Consider the following 11,876-nt stretch of genomic DNA (forward strand, 5'->3'; position numbering starts at 1 on the left):
GTGTCGTTGTCGACATCAATATACCCATGCCGGCGCCATCACGGGGGCGGCAGAAAAACGTGGTTTTACTTGAATTCGAGCAGTAATCGCAACATACGGCGCAGTGGCTCCGCAGCTCCCCACAACAGCTGATCGCCCACGGTAAAGGCCCCGAGGTACTGGCTGCCCATATTAAGCTTGCGCAGGCGCCCGACCGGTACGGTCAGGGTGCCAGTAACCGCCGCCGGAGTGAGTTCCTTCATGGTGATCTCGCGCTTGTTCGGCACCACTTTCACCCATTGGCTGGACGCTTTGATCATCCCCTCGATTTCATCGAGCGGGATGTCCCTGGTCAGCTTGATGGTCAGCGCCTGACTATGACAACGCATGGCGCCGATGCGCACGCAGATGCCGTCGATCGGGATCGGGTTGCCGCCACGACCGAGAATCTTGTTGGTCTCGGCCTGGCCCTTCCACTCCTCTTTCGACTGTCCGCTCTCGAGCTCCTTGTCTATCCACGGGATCAGCGAGCCTGCGAGCGGAGCACCGAAGAATTCGGTCGGGTACTGGGCACCGCGAATCGTCTCAGCCACCTGGCGGTCAATGTCGAGAATCGCCGAGGAAGGGTTGTCGAGCAACGGCTTTACTGCGGCATGCGCCGCGCCCATCTGCTTCAATAGTTCGCGCATGTTGTTCGCGCCGGCACCGGAGGCGGCCTGGTAAGTCATCGCGCTCATCCATTCCACGTAACCTTTCTGGAACAATGCGCCAAGCGCCATGAGCATCAGGCTCACGGTGCAGTTACCGCCGATATAATTCTTCATGCCTTTGGTCAGCGCATCCTTGATAACACCGAGATTCACCGGATCGAGAATGATTACGGCGTCGTCGCTCATGCGCAGCGTCGAGGCGGCGTCAATCCAGTAACCTTTCCAGCCCGCGGCGCGCAGCCTCGGGAAAATATCACTGGTGTAATCACCACCCTGGCAAGTGATGATGATGTCCATCGCCTTCAATTCGTCGACACTCTTTGCATCCTTGAGCGGCGGTACGTCTTTGCCGACAGCCGGGCCCTTGCCGCCCACGTTCGACGTGGTGAAGAACACCGGTTCGATATGATCGAAGTCGCGTTCTTCCTTCATGCGGCCCATGAGCACCGAGCCCACCATGCCGCGCCAACCCACCAGACCTACCCGCTTCATTGATGCTTCCTCAGAATAATCAACATAATTCGATTACTGCTCCAGCGCTGCCACGACGGCGTTACCCATCTCGGCGGTGCCGACCTTTTTCGTGCCTTCGGTATAAATGTCACCGGTGCGCAATCCCTGATCGAGCACCTTCGATACCGCGCGCTCGATTCTGTCTGCCAAGCTCGGCTCGTTGAGGGTATAACGCAGCATCATCGCCGCCGAAAGAATCGTCGCCAGAGGATTCGCGACACCCTTGCCGGCGATGTCCGGCGCCGAGCCGTGAATCGGCTCGTACATGCCCTTGTTCGCCGCGTCGAGCGAAGCCGACGGCAGCATGCCGATCGAACCCGTCAGCATCGATGCCTCGTCCGAGAGGATATCGCCGAATATATTTCCGGTCACGATCACGTCGAACTGCTTGGGCGCACGCACCAGCTGCATCGCCGCATTGTCCACGTACATGTGGCTCAGCTCGACGTCAGGATAATCCCGGGCGACCCGGATGACCACCTCGCGCCACAGGCCCGAAGTTTCGAGCACGTTGGCTTTTTCCACCGAGCAGAGTTTCTTGCGGCGCTTACGCGCGGCCTCGAAGGCCACCCGCGTCACGCGCTCCACCTCGTGCTCGGCATACACCATGGTGTTGAATCCCTGACGCTCGCCGTTCGCGAGCGTGCGCACACCGCGCGGTTCGCCGAAATAGATGTCTCCGGTCAGCTCGCGCACGATCAGCAAATCGAGTCCGGCAACGACTTCGGGCTTCAGCGTCGAGGCCGAGGCCAGTTGCGGATAGAGAATCGCCGGGCGCAGGTTGGCGAACAGCTTGAGATCGGAACGCAGGCCGAGCAGGGCCTTCTCCGGGCGCAGCTCGCGAGGCAACGTATCCCATTTCTCGCCACCGACCGCGCCCAGCAGCACGGCATCCGCGTTCCTGGCCAGCTTCAGCGTGGCCTCCGGCAGCGGCTGCTTGTGAATATCGTAAGCCGTGCCGCCCACCGGCGCGGTTTCCGTCTCGATTTTCAGGCCGAAATCACGGCGCAAACGCTCGAGAATCTTGACTGCTTCGGTCACCACCTCCGGCCCGATGCCGTCACCCGGCAATATGGCAATCATCTTCGTCATGGGGTTACGGCTCCTTCATTACTCATTATTTAACGAACAGCCACGGCGCTTCCTGCCGGTGTCGTGCCTCGTAGGCGCGAATCTCGTCCACATGCTGCAACGTCAGCCCGATATCATCGAGGCCATTCAACAAACAGTGCTTTCGAAACGCGTCGATCTCGAACTTGAACACGGTGCCCGATGGCGTCGTCACGGTTTGCGCGATCAGGTCCACGGCAAGCCGGTAACCCGGCTCCGCTTCGGTCTCGCGAAACAGGCGATCCACAGCGTCACGCTCGAGCACGATCGGCAGCAGGCCGTTCTTGAAGCTGTTGTTGTAGAAGATATCGGCGTAGCTGGGCGCAATGATAACCCGGAACCCGTAATCCATGAGCGCCCACGGGGCATGTTCGCGCGAGGAACCGCAACCGAAGTTGTCGCGCGCGAGCAGGATTTGCGCGCCCTGGTAGCGTGGATGGTTGAGTACGAAATCCGGGTTGATGCGGCGCTTGCTGTGATCCATGCCCGGCTCGCCCGGATCGAGATAGCGCATGTCATCGAACAAACTCGGCCCGAAACCGGTGCGCTTGATCGACTTCAAATATTGTTTGGGAATGATCGCGTCCGTGTCCACGTTGGCACGGTCGAGCGGAATGACCAGTCCGTTCAGCTTTTCGAACTTCTGCATCAGCGTATCTTCCGCACATCGACAAAATGCCCGGCGATCGCCGCGGCCGCCGCCATCGCGGGGCTCACGAGGTGCGAACGGCCTCCGGCACCCTGGCGTCCCTCGAAATTACGGTTCGACGTCGAGGCACAGCGTTCGCCCGGTTCGAGCCGGTCGGCGTTCATCGCCAGACACATCGAGCAGCCCGGCGCGCGCCATTCGAAACCGGCATCCCGGAAAATTTTGTCCAAGCCTTCCTTCTCTGCCTGCGCCTTAACCAAGCCCGAGCCCGGCACCACCATGGCGAGCTTGATGCTCTTGGCCACTTTCCTGCCTTTCACGACACCGGCGGCGGCGCGCAAATCTTCGATGCGCGAATTGGTACAAGAGCCGATGAAAATCTTGTCGAGATGAATATCGCGAATCGAAGTACCGGGTTTCAATCCCATGTACTTGAGCGCCTGCTGTATCCCGGCGCGCCGGACGGCGTCGGCTTCCTTTTCCGGATCGGGCACCGCGCCGTCCACCGGCACCACCATCTCGGGTGACGTGCCCCAGGTCACTTGCGGTTTGATATCCGCCGCCTTGAGCACCACCTCTTTATCAAATTTTGCGCCCGGATCACTTTTCAATTCACGCCAGGCTTTCGCCGCCATGTCCCACTGTCCGGCTTTCGGCGCATACGGACGTCCGCGGAAATATTCAATCGTCTTGTCATCCACCGCGATCATGCCGGCGCGCGCGCCGGCCTCGATGGCCATGTTGCACACCGTCATGCGGCCCTCGACCGAGAGCTGTTCGATCGCCGAGCCGGCGAACTCGATCGCATGCCCCGTGCCGCCGGCAGTACCGATTTTGCCAATGATCGCGAGCACGATGTCCTTGGCCGTCACGCCCGGCGGAATACTGCCTTCCACGCACACGCGCATGTTCTTGGCTTTTTTGAGGATAAGGCATTGCGTCGCGAGCACATGCTCGACCTCGGATGTGCCGATGCCGAAAGCGAGCGCGCCGAAGGCGCCGTGCGTCGAAGTATGCGAATCGCCGCACACCACGGTCATGCCCGGCAGCGTCGCACCCTGTTCCGGTCCGATCACGTGCACGATGCCCTGGCGGGAATCGTTCATGCCGAACTCGGTGATGCCCAAGTCATGGCAATTCTGATCGAGCGTTTCGACCTGCAACCGCGATACCGGGTCGGCGATGCCGCGATTGCGGTGCGTCGTCGGCACGTTGTGATCGGCGGTCGCGAGGTTGGCGTCCACCCGCCACAGCTTGCGTCCCGCGAGCCTGAGCCCCTCGAAAGCCTGCGGGCTTGTCACCTCGTGCACCAGATGACGGTCGATATATATGAGGCAGGTGCCGTCGTCATTGCGGCGCACCACATGCGCATCCCAGAGCTTGTCGTAAAGTGTTTTTCCGGACATGACGGCCAAGTGTTCAATGAATTGCGTAGATCTTAGGCATGATATATAAATAACACAAATTCATGTTTATCATATATTCTATTCTTTACAGTTATGGATATATCAGCCCTCCAAGCCTTCATCGCCGTTGCCGAATCCGGGTCATTTTCCCGTGCCGCCGAGCGCATCTTTCTGACCCAACCGGCCATCAGCAAGCGCATCGCCGCGCTGGAACAGGAAATCGGCGCGCGCCTGTTTGACCGCGTCGGGCGCAAGATTCACCTCACGCCAGCCGGCGAGGCGCTGTTGTTGCGCACCCGCGCCGTATTGAGCGAATTGGAAGACATCAAACGCGACATTACCAACCTTTCCGGCACCATTGCCGGCGAGCTTTCGGTCGCGACCAGTCATCATATCGGCTTGCACCGTCTTCCGGGGCCACTCAAGCGGTTTCACGAAACCTACACACAAGTACGGTTGAATCTGCACTTCATGGATTCGGAAAAGGCTTGTAATGCCGTCGCGAGAGGCGAACTGGAGCTGGCGGTCGTCACTTTGCCGCCATCGGCGGATCCGCCCTTGCGGGTGGAGAAAATCTGGGACGACCCGCTGGATATCGTCGTCAGCCGGAGCCATCCGCTGGCACAGGTCAAACGGGTACAAGCCGCTATGTTGCTCGATTATCCGGCGATTCTGCCCGGTATCGGAACCTATACCCGTGAAATCATTCTCAATAGCTTTGGCCCGCTGCGCGACCGGATCCAGGTCGGGATGGCCACCAACTACCTGGAGGTGCTCAAAATGCTCGCCGCCATCGGCCTCGGATGGAGTGCGCTGCCACGGACTATGATTGACGAAGGGCTGAAAGTGGTCCAGATTGAAAAAAGGGAGATACGACGTGAATTGGGGATTGTGACCCATGAAAGGCGCACCCTCTCTAACGCCGGTCAGGCCATGATACGGATCATTCGAGAGATAGCGGCATGAGCCGCAGAGCAGGGGCCCCACACGCAGTGGGGATGCGACCGGCGAATTGACGCAGACCGCCAACAACGAGGCGGTAGAGTTTATCGAGACATAACGGAGGCGGTGTGAACTTCAAGGAACTGTTGTCGCAGCTGGAAGAACGCCTAGGCTCTCACCAATTCCCGGTGAACCCGGCGGCGACGACTATCAAAAATATTTTCGAGGGCAGCCCGTTGCATCACGACACAATGACGGGGCTGGCGCGCGCGATTTACGTGTCTAATGCCTGCCGCCGGCTGACCGATCCGGTCAATCTGGACAAGACCCTTCAGGCCCTCGCGCCGATCCGCCAGGAGGCATTGCGGTCGACGGCGACAGACGTGGATCTCTACCGAGTACTCGACGATCTGGGCGCCGCGCTGAATGAAATCTTCGCGGACACCAAGGCGCCCATCAAATCCATCCCACCAATCCGGCGCAGCGCCGAAATCATCCTGCTGTCGGCCTATCGGCGGCAGCGCTATCTCAAGTCTTTGGCTTGATCATTGCGGCGGCTCATGCCGCCGCAATGATCAGGATCACTTAATGATTTTCGTTATTGACCCGGCCGCCCGTATGGTCACGGATGCCGAACAATGTGTTTCGTAGCCTGCCTTCGTTCAAGAACGATCTTGCCGGATCAATAACAGCGCCACTAGAAACGCCAGCCCCGCGCTCGCGGCGGCGATATTAAAGGTGACCGTCGGACCCAGCGTCACCCAGGTGTGCCCGCTGTAGAAACTCCCCACCGCTCCACCAATGCCAAAGCTCAGGCTCCCGTAAATCGCCTGCCCACGATGCTGATGCTTCCCCGTAAAGAAGCGATGCACCAGTTGCATCGCCGTCGCATGGAAACTTCCGAACGTGGCCGCGTGCAGCGTCTGCGCCAGCATCAGCACGGCTAGGCTCTCCGGATAATGACCAATCAACAGCCAGCGCACCGCGGCAAGGAAAAAGCTGGCGATCAAAACAGCACGTAGCGCCACGCGCACGAGCAAGCGCTGCATCACAAGAAACACGCCGATCTCGCATAGCACCGCAAACGCCCACAGCAGACCAATTAGCGTCTTCGAGTAGCCATAGCCTTCCAGATAAATCGAGTAAAAGGTGTAGTACGGCCCGTGACTGATCTGCATCAACAGACAAGCGAGTAGAAACGCGAACACCTCGGGTCGCAGCAGCGCCTGGCGGAACGGTCCCGCATGTTCGACCGAACCCCGCATCTCCGATTCCGGCAACGTCAGGCTGAACGACCCGATGCCGAGCATCATCGTCAGCAACGCCGGCAGCACCCACCACGGACCGCGCGCATCGATCACCGGCCCGAGCGCCGTCACCGCGACGATAAAACCGATCGAACCCCACAGCCGCACGCGCCCGTAGGCGCCCGGACGCGAGGCGGTATGACGCATGACGAACACTTCGAGCAACGGCAGTGACGCGTGCCAGAAAAAACTGAACAGCAGCATCACCGCCGCCAGCCACCAGAACGACGAACCAAAGAAAGCGCCGCTGAAGCTCGCTATCGTCAGGAACGACGCGAGCCGCACCACCGCCATGCGCGACTCGCGATGATCCGCGATCCAGCCCCACACCATCGGCGCCACGATGCGCGAAAACATCAGGATGGCGATGAGATTGCCGATGTCCACCGGCGTGAAGCCAACCGACTGGAGATACAGACCCCAGTACGGCACCAGCACGCCGAGCGTGGCGAAGTAGAAAAAATAATATCCGGAGAGGCGCCAGTAAGGCATAGAGTACCGGCTATGGGAAACCTGCTAGAGGGTTACTTTCTTGATTTCTGCCGTGGCCTCTTCCATGACCTTGGCATCGCCTGCGCCTTCGCTGACGGAATAGGCGCGCTGGAAATATTCGACGGCCTCGGCGCGCCGCCCCTGCCGCGCGACGCTGCGGCCAAGGCCCATTAGATCGAGCGCGATCTTGGTGGCGGCGCCGGTGTCCTTATCAAGCCGCAGAGCATCATCATAGGATTGCTGCGCGGTTTTGAAATCTCCTGACTGAAATGCGGCGTCCGCGATCAGGCGCAACGAATTGGCTTCTTCGTTTTTGTCGCCGGCATTTCTGTTCAAGGCCAGCGCGCGGCGGGCGTGGTTCATAGCATCCTGCGGGTATCCAGCAAGTGCCATTCTGGCCAGTAGATTGTTAAGCCGGCCCTCGGCGCTGCAGCCGTGACAGTATTCGAGCGCCTTGTTCACCCATGATCGCGCTTCGGGTTCGTTGCCGTCATCCAGGTAATAACTGGCCTTACGGTACGCGGCCTCGGCCTTCTGGTCGGCGCTGAAGGCGAGACTCATGTCCATCAGTATCTGGTCGAGCGCCGCTTGCGCGGCCGCCTTGTCGCCGAGCCGGCGATAAACGACGGACAGGTTCAACAGCTCGGTGGCGATGCCCGCCACGTTCTCGACCGAGCGGTGGATAGCCAGCGCCCCCTGATATTCCTGCAGCGCCTGCGCGTAATCGCCGCGGCGGAACGCGGTCTCGCCGCGCTGATTGAACTGGATGGCGTCTTGCTGCTGTTCCGTGAGCACGGGGGGATTTCCGGCACAGGCGGTCAGCGCCAGAACCGCCGGCGTGACGAACAGGAGCATGCGCCATCGCTTCATGGTGTGATTTCGCGGTTATTTTTGTTTCGGAACCTGGTCGGGCGCATAACTGTCAACCGGCAAGGTTTCCGAACGCGGCTCTTTTATGTTCTTACTGATCGGCCAGGTGCGGCTGACCGAATCCACGACTTTGTTGGTTTTCTCCATCGTTTCACTGGCTTTCTCCATTGTCTCGCGCCCGCTCTTCGTCATCGCCGGCAGGTCGGAGGCCGTGACCTTTTCCAGATTCTCGAAATTTTTCGTGGCGCTGGTGAGCGCCGTATCCAGTTTCTGCTGCGTCGCGGGCAACCCCGCGAGCAGTGTATCGGCGCGACGTGCGACGCGCTTCAGATCATCGATCAGCGGTATCACTTCCGCGTACAGCTGATCGACCACTTGCCCGAGCCCACGCTCGCGCTCGAACGCGATCGCGGCATTGTGTTCCAGAGGTGTTTCCTTTTCGGACCCGAGGGTGATCTCGATGATATTCGCGCCGATGACGCCTTCCTTGAGCAGGCGCGCTTTCGAATCGCTTTTCACCCACTTCATGTGGCTGCGTAAAATGGAAAGCGTAACCTTGACTTTGGCATCATCGGTAAGCTCGAGTTTCTCCACTTTGCCAATGTTGAAACCTCTTAGCTTGACCGCCATTCCCTCGCTAATATCCTGCCCGCTGTCGGTGATGATAAAGAGCCGGGTCTTGGGCGAGAAGACGTCCTGCTGAATGCCGATGGCGGCGACGGTCAGGACGATACCGACGAGAGCAATAATGACGAAGAACCCGATTTTTTTCTCGAGCCCTTTGAAGCGCGTATCGTCATCGTGCAATATGGCCATGATTTCCTCGCGTCATTGAGTCAGGGTGATGGTGCTGTCGGCCGCGAGACGCGCCGACACCGCGTCGTCCGGGCACAGGTACAGCGACACACGGCCGGCCTTTCTGCCTTGAAACTCACCGGTCAGCTTCATCAAACGCTGCGCGGCGTCGCGCTCCAGACCGGTAAAGGTGAAATCATATATCAGTATGTCTGGCTCCATCAGCATCGCCCGCGCCAGCGCCACAACGCGCCGTTCGTACAGACTCAGCTGGCCGGGCAACTCGCCCATGCGTTGCTTCAACCCGGTCTCGCCCGGTTCTAGCTGATCGAATATCTCCGTCACCGGTCGTTCGGCCTGCTCCGCCGTCAAACCGCGGTGATACCACGCCGGCAGCAGCATATTCTCCCATGCCTTGAGATTGCTGATCAGACCGCCGTGCGCCGGCACCACGCCGATGCGCTGGAACAGCACGAGGCGTTCTTTTTCTTCGTGGGTGAACAGATCCTCGCCGAAGAACAAAACCTTGCCGGCCTCCGGGCGCTGCAAACCGGCAAGCAGACCGAACAAAATATTTTTCCGGTCTTCCGAATCGAACAGGATTTTGGCAGTGCCGCCGCTTTCAAGATCGAACGACAGATTGCGAACCGGTCCTTTCGTCACGCGTTCGAAACGGATCATAAGCTGTTACAACTCTTCATCAGGACGTCACACGAAGAAAACATAAGAAATGATTCCATCGAGCAGGAAAATCGTCAGTAGGTTGCGCATGACAGCCCCGGTCGCGGCGCGCGGTATGGCGGTCACGGTGCCGCTCGCGCGCAGGCCGTAATAGCAGGAGGTAATCGAGATCACCAACCCGAAGATGAAGGCCTTGAGCAGCGAAACCAGCACCTCGGCCAGGCTCAGCGTCGTGATGACGCCGGAAAGGCTTTTAATGAACGGCATGAACCCCATGACGGCAGCAAACGCATAACCCATCACGATCGCCGTCATCTGGAAATAGAAGGTGACGGCCACGACGGAGAGCGTGATGCCGGCGATGCGCGGCACCACCAGGTAGTCGCCGGGCGAAATGCCCATGAACCGGAGATGGTCGATCTCGCCGCGGATTTTCATGCTCGCCAGTTCCGAGGCAGTGGCCGAACTGCTGCGCGCAATGATCACGATGGCGGACAACAGCGGTCCGAGTTCGCGCACGATGGTCCAGAGCATGATCTTCGCCGTGAGCGCGATGTCCTGGCCCACCAGGCTGGTGACCTGGGTGGTGATCACGATGCCGGACAACGCGGCGATAACCGTGACCGCTCCCAGCGCCTCGACTCCGGTGAAATAGATCTGTTTCAGGAAAACGAGGCGTACCGGCGGCTTGCCCAAAGCGCCGAGCCGGCGGAAAGAGTAAAACAGGAGTTCGTGGAAACCTTTCCAGTAATCGCCGGCGCCGAGCACCGCCCTGCCGATTCGTCCCGGGTTGATGAGCGCCGTGCTCATGCTCGCGGGAATCTCAGACGCTGCCGGGGATCACGGGTGTGGGACTTTTTACGTCGAGGTTCTGCGCGCGATGCCGCAGCACGTGATCCATCAGTACGATGGCGAGCATCGCTTCGGCGATGGGAGTCGCGCGAATTCCCACACACGGATCGTGACGGCCGGTGGTGGCAATCTCAACGGCCTCGCCCTTCACGTTCACCGTGCGACCGGACAGACGGATGCTGGAGGTGGGCTTGAGCGCCATACTGACCACGATGTCCTGACCGGTAGAAATGCCGCCGAGAATGCCTCCGGCGTTGTTCGAGAGAAAACCCTTGGGCGTGATTTCGTCGCGATGTTCCGTGCCCTTCTGCTCCACCGCGCGGAAACCCGCGCCGATCTCGACGCCCTTCACGGCGTTGATGCTCATCATCGCGTAGGCGATGTCCGCGTCTAGCCGGTCGAACACCGGCTCGCCCAGGCCCACGGGCACATGCGAGGCGACGATATTGATGCGCGCGCCGATGGAATTTCCTTCCTTGCGCAGCGCGTCCATATAAGCCTCCAGCTCGGGAACTTTCGAGGCGTCAGAACAGAAGAAAGCATTATTTTCGACTTCGCTCCAATCCTTGAGCTCGATCTTGATCGGCCCGAGCTGCGCGAGGTAACCACGAATCGTCACGCCATAGCGTTCATGAAGATATTTCCTGGCGATTGCGCCGGCCGCCACGCGCATCGCGGTTTCTCGCGCCGACGAGCGTCCGCCGCCGCGGTAGTCGCGCAGCCCGTACTTTTGCAAATAGGTGAAATCCGCGTGACCCGGGCGGAACCGGTCCTCGATCTTGGAATAATCCTTCGAACGCTGATCGGTGTTCAGGATCTGCAGTCCGATCGGCGTACCGGTGGTTTTGCCCTCGAATACTCCCGAAAGAATCTTGACTTCGTCGGACTCGCGCCGTTGCGTGGTGTGCCGCGATTGGCCGGGCTTGCGCCGATCGAGGTCAGGCTGGATATCGGCCTCGGACAGCGCCATACCGGGCGGGCAACCATCCACGATGGCGATATAGGCCGGGCCGTGGGATTCCCCCGCGGTGGTGACGGTGAAAAGCTTGCCGATGGTGTTGCCGGACATGCTGGCATGTTACCGACAAAGCCGGCAGCGAACAAATACAGCCGCCGGATCCCGAGGCGCAGGTCTTTCGGAGACGGCGGCAGTAGCGCCCAAGGAAACTTAGTTCATTGCGGCTGCTGCGCTCATTACCGAAGGAGTGTTCGCCTCGGGCACTGGGCGCTAGGCTTGGAATCCGGTCTTGTAGGTGTAGTTCAATGCCGCGAACAGGTCGAGGAATGGAATCCTCTCCTTCCACGCGGACACCAGCGGCATGAACGGCAGATCCTCGCCCTGGCCGATGGCATGCTTGCCCTGCAGGATATCGGTATGCAGTTTCTTGAGATCGCTCGACAGCTTTTCATAGACCGGCAGAATGTCGGAAAACACGCTGTCTTCCGGGTCGCCTTCGTCTTCGGCGCACATAAGAACATCTTCGATTTCGAAGATCGCCTGATCGATCAGATCCAGATACTCATCCTGCGTGCGTGGTGTCATCATGAACAGTTCACTCTGAATAAAACA

The 11,876-nt window shown here is 59.6% G+C and carries 13 protein-coding genes; 2 read left to right on the forward strand and 11 right to left on the reverse strand.

Translation table 11 applies throughout. From position 1 onward, the window contains the following. Nucleotides 1-65 precede the first annotated feature (65 nt). The 4 genes from asd to leuC are packed head-to-tail and all read right to left on the reverse strand — an operon-like array spanning nucleotide 66 to nucleotide 4,367. Complete coding sequence (gene asd / locus WB402_RS10070; protein ID WP_424207461.1) at nucleotides 66-1,181, reverse strand: aspartate-semialdehyde dehydrogenase; 1,116 nt, start codon at nucleotides 1,179-1,181, stop codon at nucleotides 66-68. Nucleotides 1,182-1,214: 33 nt separating this feature from the next. Continuing rightward, the gene (gene leuB, locus WB402_RS10075; protein WP_424207463.1) at nucleotides 1,215-2,294 is read right to left on the reverse strand and encodes a 3-isopropylmalate dehydrogenase; all 1,080 of its coding nucleotides are present in this window, start codon (nucleotides 2,292-2,294) and stop codon (nucleotides 1,215-1,217) included. Between the two features lie 25 nt (nucleotides 2,295-2,319). Continuing rightward, the gene (gene leuD / locus WB402_RS10080; protein WP_424207465.1) at nucleotides 2,320-2,961 is read right to left on the reverse strand and encodes a 3-isopropylmalate dehydratase small subunit; all 642 of its coding nucleotides are present in this window, start codon (nucleotides 2,959-2,961) and stop codon (nucleotides 2,320-2,322) included. After that, nucleotides 2,961-4,367 carry a 3-isopropylmalate dehydratase large subunit gene (gene leuC, locus WB402_RS10085; protein WP_424207467.1) on the reverse strand — a complete coding sequence of 469 codons (1,407 nt, stop codon included), beginning with the start codon at nucleotides 4,365-4,367 and terminating at the stop codon, nucleotides 2,961-2,963. The genes leuD and leuC overlap by 1 nt, the downstream gene beginning before the upstream one ends. A gap of 93 nt (nucleotides 4,368-4,460) precedes the next feature. Here leuC and WB402_RS10090 point away from each other — a divergent pair, with 93 nt between their 5' ends. Then, nucleotides 4,461-5,333, forward strand: coding sequence for a LysR family transcriptional regulator (locus WB402_RS10090; RefSeq protein WP_424207469.1), 873 nt, complete (start codon nucleotides 4,461-4,463; stop codon nucleotides 5,331-5,333). Nucleotides 5,334-5,437: 104 nt separating this feature from the next. Further along, on the forward strand, nucleotides 5,438-5,854 hold the full coding sequence (locus tag WB402_RS10095) for a hypothetical protein (RefSeq protein WP_424207471.1): 417 nt from the start codon (nucleotides 5,438-5,440) through the stop codon (nucleotides 5,852-5,854). Between the two features lie 117 nt (nucleotides 5,855-5,971). Here WB402_RS10095 and WB402_RS10100 read toward each other — a convergent pair whose 3' ends face one another. From WB402_RS10100 to WB402_RS10130, 7 genes are all read right to left on the reverse strand, one after another. Next, nucleotides 5,972-7,108 (reverse strand): MFS transporter, encoded by a 1,137-nt coding sequence (locus WB402_RS10100; protein WP_424207473.1) that lies wholly within the window; start codon nucleotides 7,106-7,108, stop codon nucleotides 5,972-5,974. A gap of 24 nt (nucleotides 7,109-7,132) precedes the next feature. After that, nucleotides 7,133-7,978, reverse strand: a complete 846-nt coding sequence (locus WB402_RS10105) for a tetratricopeptide repeat protein (protein WP_424207475.1) — start codon at nucleotides 7,976-7,978, stop codon at nucleotides 7,133-7,135. A 15-nt stretch (nucleotides 7,979-7,993) separates the two neighbouring features. Continuing rightward, complete coding sequence (locus WB402_RS10110; RefSeq protein ID WP_424207477.1) at nucleotides 7,994-8,794, reverse strand: MlaD family protein; 801 nt, start codon at nucleotides 8,792-8,794, stop codon at nucleotides 7,994-7,996. A 12-nt stretch (nucleotides 8,795-8,806) separates the two neighbouring features. Further along, nucleotides 8,807-9,454, reverse strand: a complete 648-nt coding sequence (locus tag WB402_RS10115; protein WP_424207479.1) for an ATP-binding cassette domain-containing protein — start codon at nucleotides 9,452-9,454, stop codon at nucleotides 8,807-8,809. Between the two features lie 27 nt (nucleotides 9,455-9,481). Then, a complete protein-coding gene (locus WB402_RS10120) occupies nucleotides 9,482-10,264 on the reverse strand; it encodes an ABC transporter permease (protein ID WP_424207480.1) in 783 nt (260 codons plus the stop codon). Nucleotides 10,265-10,277: 13 nt separating this feature from the next. Continuing rightward, a complete protein-coding gene (gene aroC, locus WB402_RS10125; RefSeq protein WP_424207482.1) occupies nucleotides 10,278-11,375 on the reverse strand; it encodes a chorismate synthase in 1,098 nt (365 codons plus the stop codon). A gap of 159 nt (nucleotides 11,376-11,534) precedes the next feature. Then, a complete protein-coding gene (locus WB402_RS10130; protein ID WP_424207484.1) occupies nucleotides 11,535-11,852 on the reverse strand; it encodes a hypothetical protein in 318 nt (105 codons plus the stop codon). Nucleotides 11,853-11,876: the final 24 nt, after the last annotated feature.

It is taken from the genome of Sulfuricaulis sp., assembly GCF_049587675.1.
In the GTDB taxonomy this organism is placed as follows: domain Bacteria; phylum Pseudomonadota; class Gammaproteobacteria; order Acidiferrobacterales; family Sulfurifustaceae; genus Sulfuricaulis.

What these genes read in the sequence shown, in the direction of transcription:
- aroC (WP_424207482.1), bottom strand. Translation starts at nt 11,375, where the DNA reads ATGTCCGGCAACACCATCGGCAAGCTTTTCACCGTCACCACCGCGGGG.
- asd (WP_424207461.1), bottom strand. Translation starts at nt 1,181, where the DNA reads ATGAAGCGGGTAGGTCTGGTGGGTTGGCGCGGCATGGTGGGCTCGGTG.
- WB402_RS10120 (WP_424207480.1), bottom strand. Translation starts at nt 10,264, where the DNA reads ATGAGCACGGCGCTCATCAACCCGGGACGAATCGGCAGGGCGGTGCTC.
- WB402_RS10110 (WP_424207477.1), bottom strand. Translation starts at nt 8,794, where the DNA reads ATGGCCATATTGCACGATGACGATACGCGCTTCAAAGGGCTCGAGAAA.
- WB402_RS10100 (WP_424207473.1), bottom strand. Translation starts at nt 7,108, where the DNA reads ATGCCTTACTGGCGCCTCTCCGGATATTATTTTTTCTACTTCGCCACG.
- WB402_RS10130 (WP_424207484.1), bottom strand. Translation starts at nt 11,852, where the DNA reads ATGATGACACCACGCACGCAGGATGAGTATCTGGATCTGATCGATCAG.
- WB402_RS10105 (WP_424207475.1), bottom strand. Translation starts at nt 7,978, where the DNA reads ATGAAGCGATGGCGCATGCTCCTGTTCGTCACGCCGGCGGTTCTGGCG.
- leuD (WP_424207465.1), bottom strand. Translation starts at nt 2,961, where the DNA reads ATGCAGAAGTTCGAAAAGCTGAACGGACTGGTCATTCCGCTCGACCGT.
- leuC (WP_424207467.1), bottom strand. Translation starts at nt 4,367, where the DNA reads ATGTCCGGAAAAACACTTTACGACAAGCTCTGGGATGCGCATGTGGTG.
- WB402_RS10115 (WP_424207479.1), bottom strand. Translation starts at nt 9,454, where the DNA reads ATGATCCGTTTCGAACGCGTGACGAAAGGACCGGTTCGCAATCTGTCG.
- WB402_RS10090 (WP_424207469.1), top strand. Translation starts at nt 4,461, where the DNA reads ATGGATATATCAGCCCTCCAAGCCTTCATCGCCGTTGCCGAATCCGGG.
- leuB (WP_424207463.1), bottom strand. Translation starts at nt 2,294, where the DNA reads ATGACGAAGATGATTGCCATATTGCCGGGTGACGGCATCGGGCCGGAG.